Origin of the sequence: Ralstonia sp. UBA689, assembly GCF_002298975.1 — a bacterium.
Taxonomy (GTDB): Bacteria; Pseudomonadota; Gammaproteobacteria; order Burkholderiales; family Burkholderiaceae; genus Ralstonia.
The window spans coordinates 324,925-350,854 of record NZ_DBMV01000001.1 but is presented as its reverse complement, the minus strand read 5'-3'; the positions used below and the strand labels follow the sequence as shown (position 1 = coordinate 350,854).

The 25,930-nt window shown below is 63.8% G+C and carries 20 protein-coding genes and 1 pseudogene; 9 read left to right on the top strand and 12 right to left on the bottom strand.

Features of this window, described 5'->3' with window-relative positions:
* Positions 1 to 65 precede the first annotated feature (65 nt).
* The gene (locus B4F51_RS01800) at positions 66 to 863 is read left to right on the top strand and encodes an IclR family transcriptional regulator (RefSeq protein WP_296223375.1); all 798 of its coding nucleotides are present in this window, start codon (positions 66 to 68) and stop codon (positions 861 to 863) included.
* A 71-nt stretch (positions 864 to 934) separates the two neighbouring features.
* On the opposite strand, the gene pbpG is transcribed toward B4F51_RS01800, so the two are convergent.
* From pbpG to B4F51_RS01775, 5 genes are all read right to left on the bottom strand, one after another.
* A complete protein-coding gene (pbpG, locus tag B4F51_RS01795; protein ID WP_296223374.1) occupies positions 935 to 2,131 on the bottom strand; it encodes a D-alanyl-D-alanine endopeptidase in 1,197 nt (398 codons plus the stop codon).
* 449 nt (positions 2,132 to 2,580) lie between these two features.
* On the bottom strand, positions 2,581 to 3,288 hold the full coding sequence (locus tag B4F51_RS01790; RefSeq protein ID WP_296223373.1) for a nitroreductase: 708 nt from the start codon (positions 3,286 to 3,288) through the stop codon (positions 2,581 to 2,583).
* Between the two features lie 15 nt (positions 3,289 to 3,303).
* On the bottom strand, positions 3,304 to 3,747 hold the full coding sequence (locus B4F51_RS01785) for an acyl-CoA thioesterase (RefSeq protein ID WP_296223372.1): 444 nt from the start codon (positions 3,745 to 3,747) through the stop codon (positions 3,304 to 3,306).
* A 65-nt stretch (positions 3,748 to 3,812) separates the two neighbouring features.
* Complete coding sequence (locus B4F51_RS01780; RefSeq protein ID WP_296223371.1) at positions 3,813 to 4,730, bottom strand: DMT family transporter; 918 nt, start codon at positions 4,728 to 4,730, stop codon at positions 3,813 to 3,815.
* Entirely contained in the window at positions 4,727 to 5,734 is a 1,008-nt protein-coding gene (locus B4F51_RS01775; protein ID WP_296223370.1) for a histone deacetylase family protein, read from the bottom strand. Before B4F51_RS01775 ends, B4F51_RS01780 begins: the two co-directional genes overlap by 4 nt.
* A 353-nt stretch (positions 5,735 to 6,087) precedes the next feature.
* Here B4F51_RS01775 and B4F51_RS01770 point away from each other — a divergent pair, with 353 nt between their 5' ends.
* Together B4F51_RS01770 and B4F51_RS01765 are read left to right on the top strand one after the other, a co-directional pair.
* Positions 6,088 to 6,666, top strand: a complete 579-nt coding sequence (locus tag B4F51_RS01770; protein ID WP_296223369.1) for a phasin family protein — start codon at positions 6,088 to 6,090, stop codon at positions 6,664 to 6,666.
* 343 nt (positions 6,667 to 7,009) lie between these two features.
* A complete protein-coding gene (locus tag B4F51_RS01765) occupies positions 7,010 to 7,570 on the top strand; it encodes a hypothetical protein (RefSeq protein ID WP_349676267.1) in 561 nt (186 codons plus the stop codon).
* Positions 7,571 to 7,669: 99 nt separating this feature from the next.
* On the opposite strand, the gene lpdA is transcribed toward B4F51_RS01765, so the two are convergent.
* The 4 genes from lpdA to aceE all read right to left on the bottom strand — a co-directional run bounded on the left by lpdA (position 7,670) and on the right by aceE (position 14,712).
* Complete coding sequence (lpdA, locus tag B4F51_RS01760) at positions 7,670 to 9,457, bottom strand: dihydrolipoyl dehydrogenase (RefSeq protein WP_296223367.1); 1,788 nt, start codon at positions 9,455 to 9,457, stop codon at positions 7,670 to 7,672.
* Positions 9,458 to 9,513: 56 nt separating this feature from the next.
* Complete coding sequence (locus B4F51_RS01755; RefSeq protein ID WP_296223366.1) at positions 9,514 to 10,086, bottom strand: MFS transporter; 573 nt, start codon at positions 10,084 to 10,086, stop codon at positions 9,514 to 9,516.
* 105 nt (positions 10,087 to 10,191) lie between these two features.
* On the bottom strand, positions 10,192 to 11,868 hold the full coding sequence (gene aceF, locus B4F51_RS01750; protein ID WP_296223365.1) for a dihydrolipoyllysine-residue acetyltransferase: 1,677 nt from the start codon (positions 11,866 to 11,868) through the stop codon (positions 10,192 to 10,194).
* A 153-nt stretch (positions 11,869 to 12,021) separates the two neighbouring features.
* Positions 12,022 to 14,712, bottom strand: coding sequence for a pyruvate dehydrogenase (acetyl-transferring), homodimeric type (gene aceE / locus B4F51_RS01745; protein WP_296223364.1), 2,691 nt, complete (start codon positions 14,710 to 14,712; stop codon positions 12,022 to 12,024).
* Between the two features lie 317 nt (positions 14,713 to 15,029).
* On the opposite strand from aceE, the gene B4F51_RS01740 reads away from it, so the two are divergent.
* The 4 genes from B4F51_RS01740 (at position 15,030) to B4F51_RS01725 (ending at position 21,481) form a co-directional block, all read left to right on the top strand.
* The gene (locus tag B4F51_RS01740) at positions 15,030 to 17,600 is read left to right on the top strand and encodes a PAS domain S-box protein (protein ID WP_414706649.1); all 2,571 of its coding nucleotides are present in this window, start codon (positions 15,030 to 15,032) and stop codon (positions 17,598 to 17,600) included.
* A gap of 62 nt (positions 17,601 to 17,662) precedes the next feature.
* The gene (locus B4F51_RS01735; protein WP_296223362.1) at positions 17,663 to 18,298 is read left to right on the top strand and encodes a response regulator transcription factor; all 636 of its coding nucleotides are present in this window, start codon (positions 17,663 to 17,665) and stop codon (positions 18,296 to 18,298) included.
* An 86-nt stretch (positions 18,299 to 18,384) separates the two neighbouring features.
* Complete coding sequence (folD, locus tag B4F51_RS01730) at positions 18,385 to 19,245, top strand: bifunctional methylenetetrahydrofolate dehydrogenase/methenyltetrahydrofolate cyclohydrolase FolD (RefSeq protein ID WP_296223361.1); 861 nt, start codon at positions 18,385 to 18,387, stop codon at positions 19,243 to 19,245.
* A 118-nt stretch (positions 19,246 to 19,363) separates the two neighbouring features.
* On the top strand, positions 19,364 to 21,481 hold the full coding sequence (locus tag B4F51_RS01725; RefSeq protein WP_296223360.1) for a M3 family metallopeptidase: 2,118 nt from the start codon (positions 19,364 to 19,366) through the stop codon (positions 21,479 to 21,481).
* 65 nt (positions 21,482 to 21,546) lie between these two features.
* On the opposite strand, the gene B4F51_RS01720 is transcribed toward B4F51_RS01725, so the two are convergent.
* On the bottom strand, positions 21,547 to 22,818 hold the full coding sequence (locus B4F51_RS01720) for an amidohydrolase family protein (protein WP_296223359.1): 1,272 nt from the start codon (positions 22,816 to 22,818) through the stop codon (positions 21,547 to 21,549).
* Between the two features lie 118 nt (positions 22,819 to 22,936).
* On the opposite strand from B4F51_RS01720, the gene xth reads away from it, so the two are divergent.
* Together xth and hpaR are read left to right on the top strand one after the other, a co-directional pair.
* The gene (gene xth, locus B4F51_RS01715) at positions 22,937 to 23,746 is read left to right on the top strand and encodes an exodeoxyribonuclease III (RefSeq protein WP_296223358.1); all 810 of its coding nucleotides are present in this window, start codon (positions 22,937 to 22,939) and stop codon (positions 23,744 to 23,746) included.
* Positions 23,747 to 23,765: 19 nt separating this feature from the next.
* Entirely contained in the window at positions 23,766 to 24,236 is a 471-nt protein-coding gene (gene hpaR / locus B4F51_RS01710) for a homoprotocatechuate degradation operon regulator HpaR (RefSeq protein WP_296223357.1), read from the top strand.
* A gap of 7 nt (positions 24,237 to 24,243) precedes the next feature.
* Here the strand turns inward: hpaR and hpaI are convergent, their stop codons facing one another.
* Together hpaI and B4F51_RS01700 are read right to left on the bottom strand one after the other, a co-directional pair.
* The gene (gene hpaI / locus B4F51_RS01705; protein WP_296223356.1) at positions 24,244 to 25,050 is read right to left on the bottom strand and encodes a 4-hydroxy-2-oxoheptanedioate aldolase; all 807 of its coding nucleotides are present in this window, start codon (positions 25,048 to 25,050) and stop codon (positions 24,244 to 24,246) included.
* Between the two features lie 56 nt (positions 25,051 to 25,106).
* Positions 25,107 to 25,922, bottom strand: a pseudogene (locus B4F51_RS01700) (aldehyde dehydrogenase family protein).
* Between the last annotated feature and the right edge of the window lie 8 nt (positions 25,923 to 25,930).

The window sequence follows — 25,930 nt, the reverse complement described above, 5'->3', positions numbered from 1 at the left end:
CAGAGGGTGCGCATTTTCACATCGTGGGATAGAATTTTGCATCGCATCCGCACCCCCCTGCACCCATGGCAGAAGCAGACAAAGACCCTGGCAAAACATCCATCCAGGTCATCGAACGCATGATGATGCTGCTCGACGCGCTGGCCGAGCATGCCGATCCGGTCAGCCTGAAGGCGCTGTCCGCCGGTACCGGCCTGCATCCATCCACCGCCCACCGCATCCTGAACGACATGGTGGCGTGCCGCTTCGTCGACCGCTCCGACCCCGGCAGCTACCGCCTCGGCATGCGCTTGCTGGAACTCGGCAACCTGGTCAAAGCACGCCTGTCGGTGCGCGAAGCCGCGCTGGCACCGATGCGCGCCCTGCATCGCCTGACCGGCCAGACCGTCAACCTCTCCGTGCGCCAGGGCGACGAGATCGTCTATATCGAGCGCGCCTACTCCGAGCGCTCGGGCATGCAAGTCGTGCGCGCCATCGGTGGCCGCGCACCGCTGCATCTGACCTCGGTCGGCAAGCTCTTCCTGGCCGCCGACGAAATCGGCCGCGTACGGGCCTATGCCACCCGCACTGGCCTGTCCGGTCATACACGCACGTCGATTACCGACCTGCCCAAGCTGGAGCGCGAACTGAACTGGGTGCGCACCAACGGCTACGCGCGCGACAACGAAGAATTGGAACTCGGCGTGCGCTGCATCGCTGCAGGTATCTACGACGACTCGCGCCGGCTGGTGGCGGGGCTGTCGCTGTCCGCGCCGGCGGACCGACTGCAGGACAGCTGGCTCGACAACCTCAAGGACACCGCCCTGCAAATCTCCAAGGGAATGGGCTACACCTACGAAGAGGAACCAGCGCGCGCGGAATAACCGCCTGTTTTGCCCAACAAAAAAGCGCGTTCGATGACGCGCTTTTTTGTTGGGCGATCAGACTTGCAAGCTCAGGTGCCGTGCGTCTGCTCCGAAGCCAGCACCGTCGACGGCTGCGCCGACACCGGCACATTGTGCAGCGGCGCAGCGGCCTGCGTGGCGGCCTCGATATGAGGATTGCGTTCGAGCCAGTTGCGCACGCGCGTGGCATCGGCAAAGCGCGTCAGGTTGCCTGCCGAATCCAGAAACACCATCACCACGTTGCGGCCGTGCACGTTGGCCTGCATCACCAGGCAACGGCCTGCCTCGTTGATGAAGCCGGTCTTCTGCAGGCCGATATCCCACTCGCCGCCACGCACCAGACGGTTGGTGTTGACGTAGTGCAGCGAGCGGCCATTCGCGTTGACAGTGTGTTCGGTGGTGGTCGTGAACTGGCGGATGACGGGCACCTTGTAGGCGGCCATTACGATCTTGGCGAGATCCTGTGCGCTGGAAACGTTGCTGCTCGACAGACCATTCGAATCGACATAGTGCGTGTCGTTCATGCCCAGCTCGCGCGCCTTGCGGTTCATGGCGACAACGAACGCCGGACGGCCGCCCGGATAGTTGCGGCCCAGCGCCGACGCAGCACGGTTTTCCGACGACATCAGCGCCAGCAGCAGCAAATCTTCTCGCGTGAGCATCGTGCCGTAACGCAGGCGCGAGCCGGTGTTGCGCTCGAAATCGCGATCATCTTCGGTGATCTCGAGCAGTTCGTCCATCGGCTGATGCGCCTCGGTCACAACCAGCGCGGTCATCAGCTTGGTGATCGATGCGATTGGCAGCACGGCCGACGAGTTCTTCTGGAGCAGCACTTCGCCAGTGCTCTGGTCCATCACCAGTGCGACCGACGAACGCAACGCCAGCGCGTCAGGCGTGGCGCGCAGGCCCATGGCCTCACCCAGCGTCGGGGCGGCCGGCACAAAGGCGGTACGTACCGGACGGGCGCCACGCTCGACGAGGATCACGCGGCGCTTGCCCTTGACGGTCACGACCTTGCGGACCTTGGCCGGCGCGGCGGCATCGTCACCGCCGGCCGATGCGACTTTGGCACTGGCCTTGCGATTGCTGACGGTTTTGCCTTTGGACTTGGATTTCTTGCTGGCGACGGGCTTTTTGTCGGCAGCGGCAGCGTTGGCCACAGAGGCGACAGAGACAGCGGCGAGCGCGACGGTCATCAGCGAGGCTAGGCCGAGACGTCGGAAAAATGAGGAAACAGACCGTGACATGATTCGATCACCCGCGCGTGAGATGGCGCAAGTGTAGGTAAAAACAAAATTCTTAGCAAGATGAAGGACTTAGCTCACAGCCTTAAAGTTTGACCTTTGGAGCCTTATCATTCGGTCAACATTTCAGCGCAACTCCCTGCTGTGGCAAGATCGGAATCGCAAAGAAAGTTGCGCAAGGCGCACATGACGTTTGGCGTGGAATCAGAAACGGAGTCGGGAATCATCCCGGGATTCCTTCGCCGATGGCGACAATCACGGTTCACAACCAACCTCAACACTTCCTCACAACGCCCTCACGTTCAGACGTGGGCCGCATGATGACAGTCTAACGGCACATCAGCCGAATCTGTTGACACAATTCGACGACTTTTTGGCCTCTATTCGCGCCTTGCGCGAAGATGTGCGCTGTAGCGTGCAAGCGGCAGCGTGTTGACAACATCTGTCTCTCGTCAGTCGAAGAAGTGGGTGAAGTCGGAGACAGGTGCACGCTCGGTGATGAGTGTGTTTTCAATGGCCGATGGATCCGCGTAGCCCATCGACATGCCGCAGACCACCATCTCTTCGTCAGGCAGCGCAAGGTGCTCTTTGATGACGCGGTGGAATTGCGTGAACGCGGCTTGCGGGCAGGTGTCGATACCGCGTGCGCGCGCAGCCACCATCAGGGCCTCGAGAAACATGCCGTAGTCGAGCCAACTGCCCTGCTCCATCACGCGGTCGATAGTGAAGATCAGGCCGACGGGCGCATCGAAGAAGCGGAAGTTGCGCGCGTGCTGCGCATGCATGCGCTCTTTCTCGGCGCGGCCAATGCCAAGCAGGCCGTACAAGTCCCAGCCGACCTTGCGACGGCGGCTCTGGTATGGGGCGATCCAGGTGCGCGGGTAGTACGGATACTCCTCGCGGTGCAGCGTATCGACCTCTGGGTGGTCGTACGCCGCCAGCACCGACTCCGTCAGACGGGCCTTCGATTCGCCCATCAGCACATAGACCCTCCACGGCTGTGTATTGCTGCCCGAGGGCGCGCGGCGCGCAACATCAAGAATGGCCTCAATGTCTTCGCGCGCTACGGGCGCGGGCAGAAACGCGCGGATCGAGCGGCGCGACGTGATCGCCTGATCAACGCGTTCGATTTCGGTGGGACTGGGGCGGCGGTCATTCATGGCAAGGCAAGCAACTCAGGCGGCGACGTCGGCGACAAGCGGCTCGAGCGCAGCGCGCAGCGCGGCGGGCAACGAGACGGGCCGGCGCGTCTCGCGATCAACGTAAACATGTACGAAATGCCCTTGCGCAGCAGCCTCGCGCGCATCGGCTCGGAACAGCCCCACTTCGTAACGCACGCTGGTATTGCCCAGGCGCGCAACGCGCAGCCCTGCCACCACCGGGTCAGGAAACGACAGCGGTGCGAAATAGTTGCACTGTGTCTCGATGACCAGGCCAATGGTGTCGCTGTGCTCGGGGTCCAGCACGCCCTGCTCGATCAGGTAGGCGTTCACCACGGTGTCGAAGTAACTGTAATAGACGACGTTGTTGACGTGGCCGTAGACGTCGTTGTCCATCCAGCGCGTGGTGATGGTGTGGAAATGGCGGTAGTCGTCGCGCGTCTGGCGGGGCATGCTCATGGGCGGCTGGCGGGTGGCGTTGGAAAACTACGAGGATACGCCAGCCGCCCGGGCCAGGCAGCCGCTCACTTGCGGATAACCAGTGCCACCCCACACGCGGCGATCACCATGCCCAGCGCGGCCAGCGGCGGAAAGCGCTCGCCGAACAGCGCCCAGGCCATCACGGCGGTCGTGGGCGGCGTGAGATACAGCAACGACGTCACCTTCGTTGCCGCGCCCTTGCGGATCAGCACAAACAGCAGAGAGATCGCACCGATGGACAGTGCCAGCACCGACCACACGAGTGCGCCGACCATCTGCGCGGTCCACTGCACCTCGCGCGTCTCGAACAAGAACATGAACGGCAGGCACAGCAGCGCCGACGCACCAAACTGAATGCACGCGCCCATGCGCAGATCGAACACCGGGCAATGCCGCTTCTGGTACAGCGTGCCGACAGTGATCGACAGCAACGCGCCCACGCACAGCGACAGTGTGGTCACACCCACGCCCGCCAAGTGCAGCTTGTTGGCCACAACCAGCCCCACGCCGGCGATGCCGCACAGCAGGCCCAGCCATTGACGGCCCGAGACCCGCTCGCCGCGCATCGACACATACAGCGCCGTGAGGATCGGCTGCATGCCGACGATCAGCGCGGTCATCCCCGCCGGCATACCCAGTTTGACGGCCGCCCACACGCCGGCCAGATAGCCCCACTGCATGAGCACGCCAGCCACAGCCAGGTGACCGATGATGGCCCAATCGACTTCAAGTGACCCCGCGCGGCGCGGCAAGGGCACACGCGCGGCCCACACCAGCGGCAGCAAGCAGACCAGCACACCGACAAAGCGCAGGAAGAGGAAGGTGATGGGCTCGGCGTACGGCATGCCGTACTTGGCCACAATAAAGCCTGTGCTCCAGATCAGCACGAACAGCCACGGCATGGCGACCACGAACAGGGAATCGCGTGCCGCAACGGGTGAGGCGGAATACGCTTGAGTCATGCGGAAAGCGAAAGAGAGGTCGATACGGTAGCGGTGTCGCCTTGTACCGCCCAGCGCTGTGCATGCCGGGCAGCCAGCGCGACAGTCTGCGCGTGGACAGCCACGGTGTCGTCGATATTGTTGCCGTAGCCGCCCGCCATCGTAACGGCAATCGGAATCCGCCGCTGATATGCGAAATCGAAAACCTCCTGGTCGCGCCTAGCCAAACCGTCCATGGTCAGCTTAAGCCGGCCCAGGCGGTCCCCTTCGTGCGGATCAGCGCCCGCCAGGTAGATGATCAGGCGCGGCTTGAAGCGCCCCGCCAGAATGTCGAGCGCTCCGATCAGGGCATGCAGATAGTCATCGTCGCCGCAGCCGTCGTGCAGGCCGATGTCCAGATCCGATGCCTCCTTGCGAAACGGATAGTTCTTCTCGGCGTGCAAAGACAAGGTGAAGACGGAGGCATCATCGCGCAGGATCGACGCCGTACCGTTGCCCTGGTGCACGTCGAGATCGACGACGGCGACGGGAAAATCGGCCGGCGCCCTGCCCAGCCGGCGCTGCGTCCAGCGCGCGGCGATGGCCGCATCGTTGAAGACGCAGAAGCCACCGCCTTTATCCGCATACGCGTGGTGCGTGCCGCCAGCCAGATTGACGGCGATTCCATCAGACATGGCCGCTTCGCACGCGGCCATCGTGGCGCCGGCCGAACGGCGGCTGCGCTCCACCATTTCTGGCGACCACGGGAAACCGATCTCGCGCTGCCGCGCCGGGTCGAGCTCGCCAGCGCTCACGGCCTGGATGTAGCCGGATGTATGGGCCAGCAGTAACGCATCGTCATCGGCGCGAGGCGCCTCATGCATGGCGAGTCCCGGGACATCCGCCACGACCCGTGCGCGCAGTTCGCTGTACTTGCGCATCGGAAACCGATGGCCAGGCGGCAATGGCAAGACAAAGTGGTCGGTATAGAACGCCCGCATGTGAACAAAGAATCGCAATGCAACAAAATTGGCAACCGGACGCATCCTAACCTAGGCTGCGTCAGTGTGTTTTTTGAGACAAATTTGCCGGCATCAGCCGGCGAGAGTGCTCGTCACGCGCCACAAACGCGCATTCTTATGCCACAAAAAATTACACCAAACGGTTGGTCGCGCAATTCTTGTGCACGAAAAATCAGTGGATTCTGATTTTTGTGCGATGCACAAGATCAACTTGACACTGCCTTTCCGTTCAACAACAATGAAATTGTTGCGATGCACCATCCCTAACCGATCGCGATGTCGCCTGGAAGGCTCGACGCTGGACGTCATGCTTTGTACATCTGGGCGATCTAAATTTTGATTTTGATTCCCCGTCCACCTTGCATTGGAGAGACAACATGCTGACTCAGGAACAGATCGCTGCGGCGCACAAAGCCAATCTGGAAACGTTCTTTGGCCTGACCAACAAGGCTTTTGAAGGCGTCGAGAAGCTGGTCGAACTGAACCTACAAGTCGTCAAGGCCACCCTGGCCGAGAACGTCGAGCACGCGAAGAAGGCCCTGTCTGCTAAGGACGCCCAGGAACTGCTGTCGGTGCAAACCGCTGCCGTTCAGCCGCTGGCCGAAAAGGTTCTGGCTTACAGCCGCCACCTGTACGAAATCGCTTCGGACACGCAAACCGAGTTCAGCAAGGCTGCTGAATCGCAGATCGCCGAAAGCAGCCGCAAGCTGCAAGCGCTGGTCGACAACGTGTCGAAGAACGCCCCGGCCGGTTCGGAATCGGCTGTCGCGCTGGTGAAGTCGGCCCTGTCGGCCGCCAACAACGCCTACGACTCGGTGCAGAAGGCCACCAAGCAAGCTGTGGAACTGGCTGAAAGCAACTTCCACGCTGCCGCCAACGCCGCCAGCAAGGCAACCGCCCAAGCTTCGGCCCAAGCGCGCGCTGCCACGAGCAAGAAGACCACGACCGCAGCCTAATCGGCCACGGTTACCGACTTCCGCCGCTCAAGCGGGCCTCCTTCGGGAGGCCCGTTTTGTTTGGGTCGCTGAATCAATCCTCCAAACACATCGTTTGCGTGCATTTGCGCGGAACCGAAACGCACATCCGGTGGTCCATTCCACCGTGTTCGTCAGATTGTCTCCTCGGTACCGCACATCAGAAAACCTGTCCTCAGTGGTGATCAGTGGGTATCTTTAACCCGGCTTCGGCCGGGTTTTTTGTGTGCTCGAACCATCGCAGCCCTTCAAAATAAGAACTTTTGTGGATAACCGGCGCTCCATCCTATATTGCGGTTTGCCGCCCCTGCCCCCCTTCACGCCGATGTCCCGCGAATCCTTGACCAAGCGCAGCCTGATCTTCCTGGCTGCGCTCATCCTGCTGTTCGAAGAGTGGATCTGGAATGCCATGCTGCGGGCGACCGCCCGGTTGGCGACGCACCCATGGGTGCAAGCTGCAGAACGAAGGCTGGCAGCGCTTGAGCCCGTCGAAGCCCTGTGCGCATTCATCCTTCCGATGTTGGTGCTGCTGCCGTTCAAGCTGGCTGCAGTCTATGTGCTGGCGCGCGGCAAGTTCATTGCCGGGACATTCGTGCTGGTCCTGGCCAAGGCGGTCAGCACGGCGCTCGGCGCGCGCATCTACTACACGGTACGGCCGCAATTGCATACGATCGCCTGGTATACGCGCTGGGAGACCGCCTTCCTGGCCTGGAAGCGCCGCGTGGTTGCCGCCTTGCGCGCCACGCAGACATGGCAAGCCTTGCAGGCGCGTATCACCGTCTGGCGTACACATCGGCGCGGACTGCTTCGCCTGATCTGGCGCCGGCTGACCGCGGCGCTGCGCCTGCTGCGCCGGCACCGGCGTCCGGCCCAACCTCGCCACTGAATCGACGCCTCAAATAAAAAGGGCCGCCCAATCGAGCGGCCCTTTCCTTTGCCAGCCAAGGTTCAGGTTGATCCTGAAAACATGGCGGTTAATTGCATGTCACCGCTTACGAGCAGGCGGCACATCCGTGCAAACGCCTTCGTAGATCTCGGCCGCCATGCCCACCGATTCACCTAGCGTCGGGTGCGGGTGGATGGTCTTGCCAATGTCAACGGCATCTGCGCCCATCTCAATGGCCAGGCAAATCTCGCTGATGAGGTCGCCCGCATGCGTGCCGACGATGCCGCCGCCGATGATGCGATGCGTCTCTTCATCGAAGATGACCTTGGTGAAGCCCTCGTCGCGGCCGTTAGCGATTGCGCGGCCCGAAGCGGCCCAGGGGAATACGCCCTTGCTGTACTTGATGCCCTGCGCCTTGCACTGGTCTTCGGTCAAGCCCGCCCAGGCCACCTCCGGATCGGTAAAGGCCACCGACGGAATCTGCTTGGCATCGAAGTAAGCCTTCTCGTCATGCGCGGCCTCGGCAGCCACGTGACCTTCATGCACCGCCTTGTGCGCCAGCATTGGCTGACCGACGATATCGCCGATCGCGTAGATATGCGGCACGTTGGTGCGTTGCTGCTTGTCCACGTCGATGAAACCGCGATCGGTCACAGTCACGCCTGCCTTCTCGGCGCCGATGCGCTTGCCGTTCGGGCTGCGGCCCACGGCCACCAGCACCATGTCGTAGCGCACAGGTTCCGCCGGTGCGGCCTCGCCTTCGAACTTGACATAGATGCCATCCGGCTTGGCCTCGACACCGACCGTCTTGGTCTTGAGCATGACCTTGTCGAAGCGGCCCTTGTTCATCTTGTCCCACACCTTGACGAGGTCGCGGTCGGCGCCCTGCATCAGGCCGTCGAGCATTTCCACCACGTCGATGCGTGCGCCCAGCGTGCTGTACACCGTGGCCATTTCCAGGCCGATGATGCCGCCGCCGATGACCAGCATCTTGCTCGGCACCTGACGCAGCTCCAGCGCGCCGGTCGAATCGACAATGCGCGGATCTTCGGGGATAAACGGCAGCTTCACGGCTTCGCTGCCCGCCGCGATGATGGCCTTGGCGAAGCGGATCACCTTTTTCTCACCGGTGGTCGCCTTGCCGTCGCCGCCGGTCAGTTGCACTTCCAGGTGGTTCGGATCGAGGAACGTGCCAACGCCGCGCACGACCTGCACCTTGCGGCCCTTGGCCATGCCGGCCAGACCGCCGGTCAGCTTGCCGACCACGGCTTCCTTGTGCTTGCGGAGCTGGTCCAGATCGACCTTCGGCTCGCTGTAGACGATGCCGTGAGCGGCCATCGCCTTGACCTCATCCATGATGGCAGCCGTGTGCAGCAGCGCCTTGGACGGGATGCAGCCCACGTTCAAGCAGACACCACCCAGCGTGGCGAAGCGCTCGACCAGCACGGTATTCATACCGAGGTCCGCGCTGCGAAAGGCTGCCGAATAGCCGCCCGGACCGGAGCCGAGGACGAGCATGTCGCATTCGATATCCGCGCCGCCGGCATGCTTGGCCGCTTGCGGTGCGGGCGCCGATGCTGCCGGTGCAGCAGCGGGCGCTGCGGCCGGAGCCGGTGCCTGCGCGGGTGCCGGAACAGCGGCAGCCGCCGCGCCAGCTTCCGCCGTCGCGATCACCGTGCCCTTGCTGACCTTGTCGCCTACCTTGACCTTCACGTCGACGATCTTGCCGGCCACGTCCGACGGCACGTCCATGCTGGCCTTGTCGGATTCCAGCACGATCAGCGACTGCTCTTTCTCGACGGCATCGCCCGCCTTGACCAGCACTTCGATGACTTCCACCGCATCGAAATCGCCGATGTCCGGCACCTTGATTTCCACCACGCTCATTCCTGACTCCTTGTTCTTGTCGTCGGCACCCGGCACCGCCTTGGCCGCCGACGCTTTCAATCCTGCAGACGCACCGTGTGCACTTCGATCGGGCCGCCGGAGCTCTTGTCGAACTCCACGCCCGCTGCCACACCAACCTGCGCAATATCCGCCGCCGACTTGCCCGGCATATCGAACACCGCCGACATCGCCCCCAGCGCAAAGTTGCGCCCCGAGCCGATGCCCCAGAAGCGGTCGAATGCAAATACCTCGCGATACGAATAGACGCCGTAGATGCCGGTTGCGTTGGCGATCAGACAAGTGATCTGCGATGACTCGTACGGGTCGTCGTCGTCTTCCTTGGTGTTAACGAAATACTCGTCCTTGAGCTTTTCGTGCACCTTGAGGAAGGTCCGGAAAACGTCGTCGCGCGTGCCAAGGCGGCACTCGTCGGCCAACCCCGTCAGCAGGCTGCGCATGACCGGAAAGTGGGCCGTCGTGCCCGCCAGCGCGATCAGCGACTCGCCTACCTGGAAGATCTTCTGGTTCTGCTCGTAACCGCGCGCCAGGCGCGTGTCGCCGAACGTCACCAGTGAATCGGCCGCAATCGCCACCTCGCCGTCTTTTTTGACCACCACGCACGTCGTCATGTCGTCCTCGCCATCAGTCCACTGACCAGTCCGCCGACCGCTGCAAACCCATCCGGGCCGGCACGCACAGGCCCGAAGCCAGATGCGTGCCGAGCCCGCGTGGGCTTACAGGCTGACGCGGCGGAAGTCCGCCAGCACGCTGGCCAGGTACGCGTTGAAGCGCGCAGCCTCCGCCCCGTCGATCACGCGGTGATCGTACGACAGCGACAGCGGCAACGTCAGGCGCGGCACGAATTGCTTGCCGTCCCAAACCGGCTTCTGATAGCCGCGCGACAGGCCCAGGATGGCCACTTCCGGTGCGTTGATGATCGGCGTGAAGTTCGTGCCGCCAATACCACCCAGCGACGAGATCGAGAAGCAGCCGCCCTGCATCTGGTCCGGCTTGAGCTTGCCTTCACGCGCAGCCTTCGACAGCTCCGCCATTTCCTTCGCGATGTCGATCAGGCCCTTCTTGTCCGCATCGCGGATCACCGGCACCACCAGCCCGTTGGGCGTATCGGCCGCAAAGCCGATGTGGAAGTACTGCTTGAAGACGAGGTTGTCGCCGTCCAGGCTCGCGTTGAAGGTCGGGAATTTCTTCAGCGCACCCACGACGGCCTTGATCACGAACGCCAGCATCGTGAACTTCACGCCGGCCTTTTCGTGGTCCTTGTTCATCTGCACGCGGAAGGCTTCCAGCTCGGTGATGTCCGCTTCGTCGTTGTTGGTGACGTGCGGGATCATGACCCAGTTGCGGTGCAGGTTTGCACCCGAAATCTTCTTGATGCGCGACAGCGGCTTCGGATCGATCGGGCCGAACTTGGTGAAGTCGACCTTAGGCCACGGCAGCAGGTTCAGCTCGCCACCGCCGGCCGGTGCGCCCGCCGCAGCCTTGCCAGGCGCCGCGGCCTGGCCACTCATCACGCCCTTGACGTAGCGCTGCACGTCTTCCTGCGTGATGCGGTTTTTCGGGCCCGTGCCGCCGACGAGATTCACGTTGACGCCCAACTCGCGCGCGTACTTGCGTACGGAGGGGCTGGCGTGGGCAGCCCTGCCCACCGTACCGACGGTGTCAGCGGTATACGTGGCGGGCGCTGCGGCGGGAGCAGCTGCGGGCGCAACCGCAGGGGCCGGGCTCGGTGCAGCGGCAGCCGGTGCGGGTGCCGGAGCTGGTGCAGCAGGTGCCGGCACAGCAGTTGCGCCGCCCGCGCCTTCCAGCACAACGATCAGCGTGCCTTCCGACACGGCGTCGCCCACCTTCACACGGATTTCCTTGATGGTACCGGCAGCCGGCGACGGCACATCCATCGTGGCCTTGTCCGATTCGAGCGTGATCAGCGACTGCTCGGCTTCCACCTTGTCGCCCACCTTCACGTTGATCTCGATGACCGGCACGTCGGTGTAGTCGCCGATGTCCGGCACCTTCACTTCAACCGTACCGCCACCTGCCGCGGCCGGCGCGGGGGCCGGCGCTTGCGCAGCGGGCGCGGGAACCGGCGCAGCAGCGGCGGGAGCCGGTGCAGGCGCGGCTTGGGGTGCCGGGGCCGGTGCAGCAGCAGCGCCCTGCTCTTCGAGCAGCAGCACCAGCGAGCCTTCCGACACCGCGTCGCCCACCTTGATCTTCACTTCCTTGACGACGCCGCTCTTGGGCGACGGCACGTCCATGGTCGCCTTGTCCGATTCGAGCGTGACCAGCGAATCTTCGGCGTTGACGGTATCGCCCGCCTTGACCAGCACTTCGATCACCGGGACGTCCTTGTAGTCGCCGATGTCCGGCACCTTGATTTCTACGACTTGACTCATTCTTCTGTCTCCAGAGGGTCTGGCGGCGAGAGCATCCGGCGGCGGACACGCGTTGCCCGGCAGGCTACCGCATCGTGCAGGCAAATGCACTACGCGACAAAGTCTGTCGGGGCGGTGCCCGGCCGGACGCAACCTGCGCGCCCGGCGGCTCCGTTATACGGTCATCGGGTTGGGCTTGTTCGGATCGAGGTTGTACTTCTTGAGTGCCTCGGCCACCTTCTCGCGCGGCAGCACGCCTTCATCGGCGAGCGCCTTGAGCGACGCAACCGTCACCCAGTAGCGGTCCACCTCGAAGAAATGACGCAGCTTCTCGCGGGTATCCGAGCGGCCGAAGCCGTCGGTGCCCAGCACCACATAGCGACGCGGCACGAAGGCGCGAATCTGCTCGGCGAAGGTGCGGACGTAGTCGGTCGATGCGATGACCGGGCCGCGCACGCCCTTGAGCATCTTCTCGACGTGCGACTCGCGCTGCGTTGCGGTCGGGTTGAGCAGGTTCCAGCGCGCGGTGGCGTTGCCTTCGCGGGCCAGCTCGGTAAAGCTCGGGCAGCCCCACAGGTCGGATTCCACGCCCCAGTCCTTCTTGAGCAGATCAGCCGCAGCGATCACCTCGCGGAAGATCGTGCCCGAGCCCAGCAGCTGCACGCGCGGTGCGTTACTGTTCTCGACGCCCTTCTTGAACAGGTACATGCCCTTGATGATGTCGGCCTCGACACCCGCCGGCATTTCGGGGTGCTCGTAGTTCTCGTTCATCACCGTCAGGTAGTAGTAGACGTCTTCCTGCTCGACATACATGCGACGCAGGCCGTCCTGCATTACCACCGCCAGTTCGTACTGGAAGGTCGGGTCATACGAGATGCAGTTCGGGATGGCGGCGTGGTACACGTGCGAGTGGCCGTCTTCGTGCTGCAGGCCTTCGCCGTTCAGCGTGGTGCGGCCCGCGGTGCCGCCCAGCAGGAAGCCGCGCGAGCGCATGTCGCCGGCGGCCCAGCAGAGGTCGCCGATACGCTGGATGCCGAACATCGAGTAGTAGATGTAGAACGGGATCATCGCCACGCCATGCGTCGAATACGACGTGGCGGCTGCGATCCAGTCGCACATGGCGCCGGCTTCGTTGATGCCTTCCTGCAGCACCTGACCCGTCTGCGATTCCTTGTAGAACATCAGTTGGTCGTGATCCTGCGGCACGTACTTCTGGCCTTCCTGGTTCCAGATGCCGATCTGGCGGAACAGGCCCTCCATGCCGAACGTGCGCGACTCATCCGGCACGATGGGCACCACGTGCTTGCCGACGTTCTTGTCCTTCAACAGGATGTTCAGAATGCGCACGAAGGCCATGGTGGTGGACACTTCGCGGCCTTCGCCGGTGGCCTTGAGCAGCGCGTCGAATGCAGCCAGTGCCGGCACCTGCAGCGCGTCGGCCTTCATGCGGCGGGCCGGCAGATAGCCGCCCAGGTCCATGCGGGCCTTACGCATGTATTCCAGTTCCTTCGAGCCTTCCTCGAACTTGACGTACGGAACCTTCTCGAGCTGATCGTCAGCAATGGGGATGTTGAAGCGGTCGCGCAGCTTGCGGATGGCATCCACCGGCATCTTCTTCTGCTGGTGGGCAATGTTCATCGCTTCGCCGGCCTCGCCCATGCCGTAGCCCTTGATGGTCTTGGCAAGGATGACGGTCGGCTGGCCCTTGTGCTCGGTCGCCGCCTTGAACGCCGCGAAAATCTTGTGCGGATCATGGCCGCCGCGGTTCAGCGCCCAGATGTCATCGTCGGACCAGTCGGCCACCATGGCCTTGAGTTCGGGCGTGTTGAAGAAGAACTCACGCACGTAGGCGCCATTCTTGGACTTGAATGTCTGGTATTCGCCGTCCACGCATTCCATCATGCGGCTCATCAGCAGACCCTTGGTGTCGCGGGCGAGCAGTTGATCCCAGCGGCTGCCCCAGATGACCTTGATGACGTTCCAGCCGGCACCACGGAATTCGCTTTCCAGCTCCTGGATGATCTTGCCGTTGCCGCGCACCGGGCCGTCCAGGCGCTGCAGGTTGCAGTTGACCACGAAGACGAGGTTGTCCAGCTTCTCGCGACCGGCCATGCCGATTGCGCCCAGCGATTCCGGCTCGTCGGTTTCGCCGTCGCCCAGGAAGGCCCAGACTTTGCGGTTTTCCGAGTTCTGGATCAGGCCACGGCTCGCCAGGTATTTGGTGAAGCGCGCCTGGTAGATCGCCATGATCGGGCCCAGACCCATCGACACGGTCGGGAACTGCCAGAAATCCGGCATCAGCCACGGGTGCGGATACGACGAGATGCCCTTGCCGTCCACTTCCTGGCGGAAGCTATCGAGTTGCTCTTCGGACAGGCGGCCCAGCAGGAACGCGCGCGAGTACACGCCCGGCGCCGAGTGACCCTGCACGAACACCATGTCGCCGCCATGCTTGTCCGACGGGGCGTGCCAGAAGTGGTTGTAGCCGACGTCATACAGCGTGGCTGCCGAAGCGAACGACGAGATATGCCCGCCGACGTTCGTGTCCTTGTTCGCACGCAGCACCATCGCCATGGCGTTCCAGCGCGTGTACGAGCGGATGCGGTGCTCGATTTCCTGGTCGCCCGGGATGCGGTCCTGGCTCTCGACCGGAATCGTATTGATGTAAGGCGTTTCTGCGTGCAGCGGCGAGGTCACGCCGTTGATGCGCGCGTATTCGATCTGCTTGTCGAGGAGGAACGCCGCACGCTGCGGGCCTTCCGCGCCGATGACGCCTTGCAGCGCCTCCAGCCATTCCTTGGTTTCCTGGGGATCGACGTCGCTGGCGCGCGTGGCGCCCAGGACTTGCTCTGGTACGGCCGACATGGCGGTCTCCTTGGGTAGCAGTAACGTTTGATGCGTCTCTTGGGAGGCGCCCCAGCGATACATGCATTCGCAAGGCACAGCCGGGCCACCCCAACTTTTGCGCTGATTCTATGGGCACCCACAAATGCAGCACAAGCTGAATTTTCAAATTGCGATATTGTTTTTTATAATGTGGAATATTGCGGCGATGCAAAACAAAGCACTTTTGACGCTGCACCGCAGCATTTTCATGTCTACCAAATGCGCCTCACCAAGCGGTTTCCCCAGGCGACCCATGAGTTAATTGCCGTTACACTTGGTTTTGCGCAGTTGCACAGATGTCCACTCCTCAATCTCCGCAGAATTCCGGCGTTCGTCCGCCCATCATGCTTTCCCCTTCCCACGCCCAGCAGGACCCAGCCCGGTCGCCCGAGCCGCCAATGCCTGCCGCGCCCGTTCCTGTGCCCGCACCCGAGTTGCCGCCCGATGAAGGCGCGCGCCCAAACATGCCGCGCCGCTTGTGGATGACGCGCCTGAGCCGGCTGTGGACGACCAACTGGTTCATGTTTGTGCCGCTGGTGGCAATCGTCCTGTTTGCCGGCGCGATGATCTTCATCCTGTACCAGTTGCACGCCACCGAAGTGCAGCAACAGCGCGACGCCCTCTACCGCGACGCCGCCTGGGCCGAGCAGAAGGTGCGGCTGTCCCTGCAGAGCAACCAGGACCAGGTGGCTGCCCTGGCGCGCGATATCGGCGCCGCGCAGCTCGATCCGAGCGCCTACCGCGATGCCGCCCGCCAGCTCCTGCGCGAGAACCCCGAGCTGGTCTTCATCAACTGGCTGGACGCCACACGCCGCCCGCGCTGGGCGTTCCCGGCCAACTCCGAGTTCGTCCCCCGCGTGCGCGAAACGCGCGAGCACCCGCTCGAAGCCGAGATCCAATCCGCCTACGATGCCGCGCGTGAAACGCAGCGCGCCGTTTATTCCCGCCCGATCCAGAACGAGCGCGGCGAGAGCTTCATGCTCATGGAAGTCCCGATCGTGCGCGACAACGAATTCCTCGGCACGGTGGGCGCCATGTATTCGGTCACCGGCATCCTCACGCAACTGCTGCCGGGCGAACTGACCGACCGCTACCGCTTCTCGCTGGTCGACAAGAACAACGTGATCCGCGCCAGCACGTCGCTGCGGCCGGTCCCCAAGGCGGCCGCCTCGTACGAGGTGCTGCTCGACCCGCCGGGGCATTCGCTGTCATTGCGGGCCGAGGCGTATCCGGCACCGACCAACCTGCCCAACAACATGCTGATGTGGCTGGTGGCGGGCCTGTCGTGCTTCGTGATCTGGAGCCTGTGGAGCGTGTGGCGCCACACCAGCCGCCGCTCCGAGGCGCAGCGCGCGTTGCTGGCGGAAACGTCGTTCCGCCGCGCCATGGAGAACTCCATGGTGATCGGCATGCGCGCGCTCGACCTCAACGGCCGCATCACCTACGTCAATCCCGCGTTCTGCCGCATGATCGGCTGGACGGAAGCCGAGCTGGTCGGCCGCATGCCGCCCTTCCCATATTGGCCGCCCAACGAGATCGGCGAGATGCAGAAGCAGATCGAGCTGACCCTGCGCGGCAAGGCCCCGGCCAACGGCATGGAGCTGCGCATGATGCGCCGCGACGGCACGAGCTTTTATGCGCGGATGTATGTCTCGCCGCTGATCGATGCGCGCGGCCGGCACACGGGGTGGATGAGCTCCATCACTGACATCACCGAACCCAAGCGCGCACGTGAAGACCTGGCTGCCGCGCACGACCGTTTCACCACCGTGCTGGAGAGCCTGGACGCGGCCGTGTCCGTGCTTTCCACCGACAAGGCCGAACTGCTGTTCGCCAACCGCTATTACCGCCAGCTCTTCGGCTGGGAGGCCTTTGGGCACCTGCAACTCTCCGGCCAAGACGTCGACACGGACGACGTGTCCAGCGACGCGCTCGACCTGGTCGATGCCTACGCCGGCCTGCCCGCCTCCGAGCTGACGCCGCACGCGGCGGATGCGCGCGAGATCTACGTGCCGTCGATGCAGAAGTGGTTCGAAGTGCGCCGCCGCTATATCCAATGGGTCGACGGCCACCTCGCACAGATGCAGATCGCCACCGACATTACCGTGCGCAAGGCTGCGGAGGAAATGACGCGCCAGCATGAAGAGCGCCTGCAGTTCACCAGCCGCCTGACGACGATGGGCGAGATGGCATCGTCTTTGGCGCACGAGCTGAACCAGCCGCTGGCGGCCATCAACAACTACTGCATGGGCGCGGTCGGGCGCCTGAAGAGCGGGCGCAGCACGCCCGAGGAACTGATTCCGGTACTGGAGAAGACCTCCGCCCAGGCCGTGCGCGCCGGCACCATCATTCAGCGTATCCGCGGGTTCGTGAAACGCAGCCAGCCGCAACGGCGCGAGGCCGACCTGCGCGAGATCGTGGCCGACGCCGTCGGCCTGGCCGAGCTGGAAGCCACGCGGCGCGGCATCACCATCCTCACGCGCCTGCCGGCCGACGTGCCGCATCTGTATGTGGACCCCGTGCTGATCGAGCAGGTGCTCGTCAACCTGCTCAAGAATGCGGCCGAGGCCATGGCCGCCCACCCGCGCCTGCGCGCCGCGAGCGTGCTGCGCCTGCATGCGCGCCGGATCGACGACCCGGAGAATTCCGTGCTGATCGAGGTGATCGACCAGGGCCCGGGCGTGGACGACAGCACCAAGGAGCGCCTGTTCGAGCCGTTCTTCAGCACCAAGTCCGACGGGATGGGTATGGGCCTGAACATCTGCCGCTCCATCATAGAATCCCACCTCGGCAGGCTCTGGGTGGAAAACAATGCCGACGGGATCGGCTGTACGTTTAAAATCGTCCTGCCGCTAAATCCACTGTGATCCGCTGCAATCCGCAGTCAATCGGTTTTAAAACGTAAAACGCAGAACGAGAGGACTCCTCCATGAGTGCAACGCCCACAGCAGTTGCCCCGCGCAACGAAACCGTGTTCGTCGTCGACGACGATGAAGCCATGCGTGACTCATTGACGTGGCTGCTCGAAGGCAACGGTTATACCGTGCGCACCTATCGCAGCGCTGAAGAATTCCTGGTCGACGACAAGCGCGCCGAAGGCGTCGGCTGCCTGATCCTCGACGTGCGCATGCAGGGTATGAGCGGCCCCGAGCTGCAAGACCGCCTGCTGGCCGAAAACAGCCGCATGCCAATCGTCTTCGTCACCGGCCACGGCGACGTGCCGATGGCGGTATCGACCATGAAAAAAGGCGCCGTCGACTTCATCGAAAAGCCGTTCGACGAATCCGAACTGCGCGAACTGGTCGAGCGCATGCTGAGCAAGGCCCGCACGGAGGATTCCGCCGCCCGCGAGCAGAAAGCCGCCAAGGATCTGCTGGGCAAGCTGACGACGCGCGAGCAGCAGGTGCTCGAGCGCATCGTTGCCGGCCGCCTGAACAAGCAGATTGCCGACGACCTGGGCATTTCCATCAAGACGGTGGAAGCCCACCGCGCCAACATCATGGAAAAGCTCAACGTGAACACGGTGGCCGACCTTCTGCGCCTGGCCCTGTCGCGCAATAGCTGAACGGCATCGCAAAACACCATGTGGGCGGTTGGGAAGAAGGTAGCGATTTATAATCGCGCTTTGCCTTCTCCCTCCTCCGCCCAGCCATGACCGCCCAACTCATCGACGGCAACGCGCTTGCCAAACAACTCCGCGCCGAAGCCGCACAACGCGCCGCCGCGCTCACCGCGCGCGGCCACCAGCCCGGCCTCGCCGTCATCCTCGTCGGCGAAGACCCGGCCAGCCAGGTTTACGTGCGCAACAAGATCAAGGCGTGCGAAGACAACGGCTTCCTCTCCGTCTTCGACCGCTATCCGGCTGACCTGACCGAAGCCGACCTGCTCGGTCGCATCGATGCGCTGAACCGCGACCCGCGCATCCACGGCATCCTGGTCCAGCTTCCGCTGCCCAAGCACATCGACAGCCACAAGGTGCTCGAAGCCATTGCGCCCGAAAAGGACGTCGACGGTTTCCATATCGCCAACGCCGGCGCGCTGATGACCGGTGCCCCGCTGTTCCGCCCGTGTACGCCGTATGGCTGCATGAAGATGCTGGAGTCGATCAACTATCCGGTGCGCGGTGCCAACGCCGTGGTGGTGGGTGCATCGAACATCGTCGGCAAGCCGATGGCCATGCTGCTGCTGCAGGCCGGCGCCACCATCACCATCTGCAACAGCAAGACGCGCGACCTGGCAGCCCATACGCGCGAGGCGGACATCGTCGTAGCCGCTGTCGGCCGCCGCAACATCATCACCGCCGACATGGTTAAGCCGGGCGCCGTCGTCATCGACGTGGGCATGAACCGCGACGACGCCGGCAAGCTCTGCGGCGACGTCGACTTTGCCGGCGTGAAGGAAGTCGCTGGCTATATCACGCCGGTGCCCGGCGGCGTCGGCCCGATGACAATCACCATGCTGCTGATCAACACCCTGGAAGCCGCCGAGCGCGTGGCTGAAGCGCATGTCTGAAGGATCTGCGCTGGCGGCGTAAGCTTCACCTGATCCTGTTGGAAATGGAAAAAGCGTCCCAACCTGATGGATCGGACGCTTTTTTTGTCCCCTTGATTTCCCCAACCCTGAGCCCGCCATGACCGACAACTCGCTCCAAGCCAACAATCCGCTGCTCGATCTTTCCGGTCTGCCGCGCTTTGCGGATATCCGCCCCGAGCACATCACGCCGGCCATCGACGTGCTGCTTGAGCGCGCCGCGGCCGCTGTCGCCAAGGTCAAGGATGCGGCCACGCCTTCCACGTGGAATACCGTCGTCGCCGCGCTGGAAGACGCCACCGAGCCGCTGGGCCGCGCCTGGGGCATCGTCGGCCACCTGAGCGCCGTGGCTGACACGCCTGCCCTGCGCGAAGCGCACGCAGCCAACCTGCCGCGCGTGACCGAATTCTGGTCGGGCCTGGGCCAGGATCTGGCACTGTTCGAAAAGTACAAGGCAATCGCCGTAAGTGCCGAATACGCCACTCTCACGCCAGCCCGCAAGAAGCTGCTCGACAACGAACTGCGCGGCTTCCGCCTCGGCGGCGCTGAACTGCCGGAAGACAAAAAGCCGCGCTTTGCCACCATCCAGGAGCAGCAGGCACAGTTGACCAAGGCCTTCAGCGACCACGTACTGGATGCGACCAACGCGTATGCGCTGCTGATCGACGACGAAGCCCGTCTGTCCGGCCTGCCCGACGACACCAAGCAGGCTGCCCGCGAAGCCGCCCGGCGCGACAATCCGAACGCCGCCGGCTGGAAATTCACCCTGCATTTCCCATCGTACTTCCCGGTGCTGCAGTATGCGGACGACCGCGCACTGCGCCGCACGCTGTACGAGGCGAACGTCACCCGCGCGTCCGAACTGGGCGCGCAGTACGGCGGCGGCAAGCCCGAATGGGACAACACCGCCAACATGGCCGAACAGCTCGCGCTGCGCACCGAAGAAGCCCACATGCTCGGCTATCGCAATTTCGGCGAGGTGTCGCTCGTGCCGAAGATGGCCGATTCGCCGGAGGACGTCCTGCGCTTCCTGGGCGAACTGGCCGACCGCGCCCGCCCGTTTGCCGAGAAAGACTGGGCGGAATTACAAGCCTTCGCCAAGACCACGCTCGGCATCGACAAGCTTGAGCCGTGGGACATGGCCTACGCCTCGGAAAAGCTGCGCGAGGCGCGCTACGCGTTCTCCGAACAGGAGGTGAAGCAGTACTTCCCCGAGCCCGCCGTGCTGGACGGCCTGTTCAACGTCGTGCAGACGCTGTTCTCGGTCAAGATCCGCCCGGAACAGGCCGCCGTCTGGCACCCGGACGTGCGCTTCTTCCGCGTGGAATCTGCCCAGGGTGAGCTGCTCGCGCAGTTCTACATCGATCTATACGCCCGCGAAGGCAAGCGCGGCGGCGCCTGGATGGATGACGCACGTGGCCGCAAGGTGTTGGCCAATACGCCTGACCAGCACGTACAAACCCCGGTGGCCTACCTCACCTGCAACTTCTCCGGTCCGGTCGGTGACAAACCCGCGCTGTTCACGCACGACGAGGTCATCACCCTCTTCCACGAATTCGGCCACGGCCTGCACCACATGCTCACGCAGGTGGACGAGCTGGGCGTGTCGGGCATCAACGGTGTGGAATGGGATGCGGTTGAGCTGCCCTCGCAGTTCATGGAGAACTTCTGCTGGGAATGGGAAGTGCTCTCGCGCATGACCCGCCATGTGGATTCCGGCGCTCCGCTGCCGCGTACGCTGTTCGACCGCATGCTGGCCGCGAAGAACTTCCAGAACGGCATGGCGACGCTGCGCCAGATCGTGTTCTCGACGTTCGACATGCATCTGCATACGGATTTCGATCCGAAGGGCGCGACGTCGGTGCTGGAGCTCTCGCGCCAGGTCAACAACCGCTTCCACGTGGTGCCGCAGGCGGAGCTGTCGCGCTGGCCGAACACGTTCAGCCACATCTTCGCGGGTGGCTATGCGGCGGGCTACTACAGCTACAAGTGGGCCGAGGTGCTGTCGGCGGATGCCTATGCGGCATTCGAGGAAGCCGGCAAGCTAAGCGGCTCGGTGCTCGACGCCGAGACCGGCGAGCGCTATCGCCGCGAAGTGCTGGCTGTCGGCGGCAGCCGTCCGGCGATCGAGTCGTTCACGGCCTTCCGTGGCCGCGCGCCATCGATCGACGCGCTGCTGCGCCATGGCGGAATGGTGGTCACGGCCGAACCTGCCTGAGCAAAGCTGATAAAGCAGTTCGCACCCAACGCCGCTTCGTGCCTCGCGCCGAAGCGGCGTTTTCTTTAGGACTGACGAAAAGCGACGTGCTGCGGGCGGCCTGCCAGTGACAGCACCGCGTGCGGCGCAGGCGTGCGCGCCACCACCTTACCCCGCCGCATCACCAAGGTGCGCGTCGCGCGCAGACGGATTGCCTCGATGGGATCGCGTGCGTCCAGCACGACCAGATCCGCTTGGCACCCGGGCGCGATGCCGTACCCTTCGAGGCCGAGGATGCGTGCTGGCGTTTCCGTCACGGCGGCAAAGCACTGGCGCATGGCATCCTGCCCGGTCATCTGCGCGACATGCAGGCCCATGTGCGCCACCTCCAGCATGTCGCCGGAGCCCAGGCTGTACCACGGGTCCATCACGCAATCGTGGCCGAAGGCGACGTCGATGCCGACCGCCAGCAGCTCGGGCACGCGCGTCATGCCGCGCCGCTTCGGATACGTATCGGACCGGCCCTGCAGCGTGATGTTGATCAACGGATTGGCGATCGCCGCCACGCCCGCCTCGCGCATCAGCGGCAGCAGCTTGCTGACGTAGTAGTTGTCCATCGAGTGCATCGACGTGAGATGCGAGCCGGCCACGCGGCCGTGCAAACCCAGGCGGTGCGTCTGGGCGGCGAGCGTTTCGATATGCCGCGAGAGCGGATCGTCGGACTCGTCGCAATGCATGTCGACGCGCAGGCCGCGTTCGGCGGCGAATTCGCACAGCAGCCGGATGGACTCGGCGCCATCGGCCATGGTGCGCTCAAAATGCGGGATGCCACCGACCACATCCACGCCCATCTCAATGGCGCACTTGAGGTTGTCGAACGCGTCCGGGCTGCGCAGCACGCCATCCTGCGGAAAGGCGACAAGCTGTAAGTCCAGATACGGTGCAACTTGCTGCTTGACGTGCAGCAACGCCTCGACGGCCAGCAGGCGCGGATCGCACACATCCACATGCGAGCGGATCGCCAGCAGGCCGCGCGCCACAGCCCAATCGCAGTAGCGCAGCGCACGCTCAACCAGCGCGTCCTGCGTAAGCGTCGGCTTGAGTTCGCCCCACAGCGTGATGCCCTCCAGCAGCGTGCCGGTCTGGTTCACGTGCGGCAGGCCGTAGGACAACGTCGCGTCCATATGGAAATGCGCATCGACAAACGGCGGCGAGACCAACGCGCCGGCGGCATCCAATTCCTCGGCACCGCGCGCCGGTAGCATCGGCTGCACGGCGGCAATACGGCCCGCTTCAATGCCGATATCGATGGCAGTGCGTCCGTCGGGAAGATTGGCGTTGCGGATCACGAAATCCATGCGGGCTCCTGTGGCGGCATGACACTCAATCTACCTCAAGCCGGTGATGGCACAATAACGGACGCTCTGGACGGCACCGGTTGTATGCGCCGTCACCATTTGCAAGGACCGATTCCCCATGCGCGTCGCCACCTGGAACGTCAATTCCCTCAAAGTCCGCCTGCCCCAAGTGCTGCAATGGCTGGCCGAACGCGAGGCCGACGCCACGCCCATCGACCTGCTCTGCCTGCAGGAACTCAAGCTGCCTGACGATCGCTATCCGCTGGCCGAATTGGATGCTGCCGGCTATGCATCGATCTTCACCGGCCAGAAAACCTACAACGGCGTGGCGATCCTCGCGCGCAAGGCTGCGCTGCCGGAAGGCCAGAACGTAGTAAAGAACATCCCGGGCTTTGCCGATGAGCAGCAGCGCATCGTTGCCGCCACCTATGAAGCGGTGGGCGGCCCCGTGCGGGTCATCTCGGCGTATTTCCCCAACGGCCAGGCGCTCGACTCCGACAAATTTGTCTACAAGCTGCGCTGGCTTGAAGCGCTGCAAGCGTGGCTGAAGACCGAAATGGCCGAACACCCGCGCCTGATGTTGCTGGGCGACTTCAACATCGCCCCCGAAGACCGCGACGTGCACGATCCGAAAAAGTGGGAAGGCCAGAACCTCGTATCGCCGGAAGAACGTGCGGCCTTTCGTGCGCTGGAAGGCGCCGGGCTCGTCGACGCCTTCCGTATGTTTGATCAGGAAGACAAGCTCTTCTCCTGGTGGGATTACCGGCTGTTCGCATTCAAGCGCAATGCCGGCCTGCGCATCGACCACATCATGCTCTCGCCTGAACTCGCCAAGCTATGCCAGTCATGCCATATCGACCGCGTACCGCGCGGGTGGGAGCAGCCCTCGGACCACACGCCCGTGGTCGCCGCCCTGCGGGATGCATAAAGGCATAAGGCAGGCACCCATGGCATCCACCTTCAAGCACCGCAATCTGCCGCACTTGCTGCTGCGCGCGCGTGAAACCTTCATGGCGCGCTTTCGGCCGATCCTGCGGGAGCACGGCATCACCGAGCAACAATGGCGCGTGCTGCGCACGCTCAACGACACCGGCGACATGGAGCCCAACCAGCTCGCCGATGCATGCCTGATCCTGAGCCCGAGCCTCACGCGCATGCTGGCGGCCATGGAGCAATCCGAGATGATCGTGCGCACGCGCTCGTCGGTGGACCAGCGGCGGCAGGTGATCTCGCTTACGCCCAAGAGCCGCCAGTTCCTCGCCAATGTGGAACCACAAGTGAACGCCGAATACGCGCGCATTGAAGCGCAGCTCGGGCGGGCACGGCTGGATGCGCTCTACGCCGCCGTCGACGAGTCGATCCAGGTCATGGAAACAGACTCGCCGCACATCCTGACGCGCTTCAACGGCGACGAGTAATCGCCGGTCAGTAGACGGTGCCGCCCGCCTGGGGCTTGGCGGCACCTTCGCCCTTGAATGCCTGCGCCAGTTGCTCGGCGCTTCGCGCCAGCAGCGTCACATCCGTCCCGACTGCCACGAAGGTCGCCCCGAGCGACAGGTAATGCCGGGCCTGTGCCTGATCGGCAGACAGGATGCCCGCCGCCTTGCCGGAGACGACGATGCGGCGGATCGTATCGTCGATGGTCTTGCGCACCTCCGGATGGCCAGGCTCGCCCAGATGCCCCATGGAGGCGGCCAGATCGCCCGGACCGATGAAGACGCCATCCACGCCTTCCAGCGCCAGCATGGCGTCGAGATGTGTCAAACCCTCCACGGTTTCCACCTGGACCAGCGTGCACATCTCAGCGTCGGCACGGCGGAGGTAGTCATCCACGCGGTTCCAGCGCGACGCACGCGCCAGAGCGCTGCCGACACCGCGAATGCCATTGGGCGGATAGCGCATGGCCTCCACGGCAGCACGGGCTTCCTCAGCGTTCTGCACCATCGGGATCAGCAACGTCTGTGCGCCGATGTCGAGCAGACGCTTGATCTCCACGGAGTCATTCCACGCCGGGCGCACGATCGGATGCGATGGATACGGCGCCACCGCCTGCAGTTGTGCGAGCGTTGACTGCAACTGGTTGGGCGCGTGCTCGCCATCGATCAACAGCCAGTCGAAACCCGCCCCGGCGACGATCTCAGCCGGATACGGATGCGCCATCGCCAGCCATAGGCCGATCAGCGGCCGCCGCTCGGCCAGCGCGCGCTTGAAGTGGTTCATCGGGAGCCGCATGAGGAAACCATCCTTTGAGCTTTGAGCTTTGAGCTTTGAGCTTTGAGCTTTGAGCATTAAACGAAATAGCACGCGATGCTGCCAAGTGGGCCGTAATCGCAGTGGAATGTATCACCGCGACGCGCCGGCACAGGCCGCGTGAATGAGCCCCCCCCAGGATGACCTGCCCCGGCTCCAGCGCCACGCCGTGCGGCGCCAGCTTGTTGGCCAGCCAGGCCACGCCGTTAGCCGGGTGGTTGAGCCCCCCCCGCCGCCACCCCCGTCTCTTCAATGACCGCGGTGCGCGAAAGGATGGCGCCAACCCAGCGCAGATCCACATCGCGCATGCGGATCGGGCGGCCGCCCATCACCACGCCCGCGTTGGCAGCGTTGTCGGCAATCGTGTCGAACACCCTGCGCGGGCGCCCGCTTTCCGGGTCGATCGACTGCGAGCGCGCATCGATGATTTCCAGCGCCGGGATCACGTGGTCCACCGCGTCGTACACGTCGAACAACGTCGCCTCCGGCCCTTCCAGCCGCTTGCCGAGCACGAAGGCCAACTCCACCTCCACTCGCGGCACGATGAAGCGGTCGGCGGAAATCTCGCTGCCTTCAGCAAAGAGCATATCGTCAAGCGTTTCCAGCGCGGCCAAGTGCGGCACGTTCTGCTCGATCAGTTCACCCAGGCGGCGCATCAACTTGGCACGCTGCTTGGCCGGCGTATTGGCCCAGGCCGGAAACGCCGCCTTGGCAGCCGCCACCGCGGCGTTGATCTCCGCCTCTCCGCCCAATGCCACCTCGGCAATGGGTTTGCCCGTGGCCGGATTGGTGGTGATGAACCGCTCGGCGCTATCGACCTGACGTCCGTCGATCCAGTGTTTGACAGGGTCCATGCTGACGG

What these genes read in the sequence shown, in the direction of transcription:
- B4F51_RS01800 (WP_296223375.1), top strand. Translation starts at nt 66, where the DNA reads ATGGCAGAAGCAGACAAAGACCCTGGCAAAACATCCATCCAGGTCATC.
- pbpG (WP_296223374.1), bottom strand. Translation starts at nt 2,131, where the DNA reads ATGTCACGGTCTGTTTCCTCATTTTTCCGACGTCTCGGCCTAGCCTCG.
- B4F51_RS01790 (WP_296223373.1), bottom strand. Translation starts at nt 3,288, where the DNA reads ATGAATGACCGCCGCCCCAGTCCCACCGAAATCGAACGCGTTGATCAG.
- B4F51_RS01785 (WP_296223372.1), bottom strand. Translation starts at nt 3,747, where the DNA reads ATGAGCATGCCCCGCCAGACGCGCGACGACTACCGCCATTTCCACACC.
- B4F51_RS01780 (WP_296223371.1), bottom strand. Translation starts at nt 4,730, where the DNA reads ATGACTCAAGCGTATTCCGCCTCACCCGTTGCGGCACGCGATTCCCTG.
- B4F51_RS01775 (WP_296223370.1), bottom strand. Translation starts at nt 5,734, where the DNA reads ATGCGTCCGGTTGCCAATTTTGTTGCATTGCGATTCTTTGTTCACATG.
- B4F51_RS01770 (WP_296223369.1), top strand. Translation starts at nt 6,088, where the DNA reads ATGCTGACTCAGGAACAGATCGCTGCGGCGCACAAAGCCAATCTGGAA.
- B4F51_RS01765 (WP_349676267.1), top strand. Translation starts at nt 7,010, where the DNA reads ATGTCCCGCGAATCCTTGACCAAGCGCAGCCTGATCTTCCTGGCTGCG.
- lpdA (WP_296223367.1), bottom strand. Translation starts at nt 9,457, where the DNA reads ATGAGCGTGGTGGAAATCAAGGTGCCGGACATCGGCGATTTCGATGCG.
- B4F51_RS01755 (WP_296223366.1), bottom strand. Translation starts at nt 10,086, where the DNA reads ATGACGACGTGCGTGGTGGTCAAAAAAGACGGCGAGGTGGCGATTGCG.
- aceF (WP_296223365.1), bottom strand. Translation starts at nt 11,868, where the DNA reads ATGAGTCAAGTCGTAGAAATCAAGGTGCCGGACATCGGCGACTACAAG.
- aceE (WP_296223364.1), bottom strand. Translation starts at nt 14,712, where the DNA reads ATGTCGGCCGTACCAGAGCAAGTCCTGGGCGCCACGCGCGCCAGCGAC.
- B4F51_RS01740 (WP_414706649.1), top strand. Translation starts at nt 15,030, where the DNA reads ATGTCCACTCCTCAATCTCCGCAGAATTCCGGCGTTCGTCCGCCCATC.
- B4F51_RS01735 (WP_296223362.1), top strand. Translation starts at nt 17,663, where the DNA reads ATGAGTGCAACGCCCACAGCAGTTGCCCCGCGCAACGAAACCGTGTTC.
- folD (WP_296223361.1), top strand. Translation starts at nt 18,385, where the DNA reads ATGACCGCCCAACTCATCGACGGCAACGCGCTTGCCAAACAACTCCGC.
- B4F51_RS01725 (WP_296223360.1), top strand. Translation starts at nt 19,364, where the DNA reads ATGACCGACAACTCGCTCCAAGCCAACAATCCGCTGCTCGATCTTTCC.
- B4F51_RS01720 (WP_296223359.1), bottom strand. Translation starts at nt 22,818, where the DNA reads ATGGATTTCGTGATCCGCAACGCCAATCTTCCCGACGGACGCACTGCC.
- xth (WP_296223358.1), top strand. Translation starts at nt 22,937, where the DNA reads ATGCGCGTCGCCACCTGGAACGTCAATTCCCTCAAAGTCCGCCTGCCC.
- hpaR (WP_296223357.1), top strand. Translation starts at nt 23,766, where the DNA reads ATGGCATCCACCTTCAAGCACCGCAATCTGCCGCACTTGCTGCTGCGC.
- hpaI (WP_296223356.1), bottom strand. Translation starts at nt 25,050, where the DNA reads ATGCGGCTCCCGATGAACCACTTCAAGCGCGCGCTGGCCGAGCGGCGG.